The sequence below is a fragment of the Fulvivirga lutimaris genome (genome assembly GCF_009711525.1).
Lineage (GTDB): Bacteria > Bacteroidota > Bacteroidia > Cytophagales > Cyclobacteriaceae > Fulvivirga > Fulvivirga lutimaris.
Genome location: NZ_SMLV01000080.1, coordinates 1 through 1,232, shown reverse-complemented (window position 1 = coordinate 1,232; position 1,232 = coordinate 1). Strand labels below are relative to the sequence as shown.

General features: G+C 35.3%; 1 protein-coding gene. It reads right to left on the bottom strand.

Annotated elements, in window-relative coordinates; translation table 11 throughout:
* A partial coding sequence (locus E1140_RS21210) for a GumC domain-containing protein (protein ID WP_185153321.1) occupies positions 1-1,232 on the bottom strand: 1,232 nt, incomplete at both ends.

Sequence of the window (1,232 nt, the reverse complement as noted above, 5' to 3'; positions counted from 1 at the left end):
CTACTGTTAGTATCAACTGACAATAACTTTAAGTTGGCATCGTCTAAAAGCTTAACTCGCTCATCTGTTTTTAGACTTTTAGTAAGAAAATTACTCTTAAAATTAGTATCTACAATTAGGATTTTTTTATGAATTAGACTTAATGAATAAGCAAGTGAAATTATAACGAAGGACTTACCAGCTCCTACCCTTGCACTTGTAATTAGAAATTTCTTGTGTTCTGAGTTCTCCAACTCATACCTAAACTTTCTTAACAAGTGTCGGAATGCATCACTTTCCTGATCCCCTGATTCATTAAATACTCTAGGTGGATCATAATGTTTAGCTTTATGTATAGTATTAACTTGTCCAATCAATGGCAACTTTACTATACTTTTAAATCTCTCCGGAGTTTTGATAGAAAAATCTAGATACTCTATTAAAACGATCGTAAATATTGTTAGGCCAACACTCGCTACAATTGCAAACAATGTAGTTATAAGAACCTTTCTAGATTCAGGGTCATTTGCCGGCTGTCCCTGCATGATTTGCCTAATACCTTTACCTGATGCCAAAGATTCGTTTCTTGCATTATTATATTTTTCCTGCGCGCTTAAATATTCCTCTGAAGCTACATTAACTTCTCTTTGAAGGTTGGCTATTACAGCTTCTTTACTAGCAAAGTCTGACTTTCTATACTTTAATAAGCTCAGTGTTTGCTGGGTAGTGGCCACTTTAGATCTAGCTATTTCTAAAGCAGTCTCGATCTGCTCTTTTTGGTTTTCCAGTTCGGCCAAAGAAGGTTGTTCGCTATCCGAAACTTGCATTCTGGATAGCTTCTCGGTCTCAATTTTTAAATTCTGGCGCAAATTAGTAAGAGAATCTAAAAGCTCCTGATCACTGGCACCGCTCATTACATATTTCTCATTTAATGCTTGTATCCTATTTCTTAGTTGAAGCACATTTTTGTTTATGCGTTGAACATCAGCATTCGGATTTCCACCTCCATTAATTCGATTCAGTTTTGATTTAATGTTCCGTAAGGATACTTCCAAACTTTGCACTTCATTATTTTCTTCAGCTAGTTTCGTCTCCTGTTCAGCTATCTGATTTAACTGAGACTGAGACTCCATTTCAATATCAAAGAACTTATTATCTTGCTTGAAATTTTTAAGCAAATCAGACTTTTCATCCAAGTCCCTTTTCTTCTGATCTACTAAATCCGCAAAAAACTGAACAGACTCATCAGATCG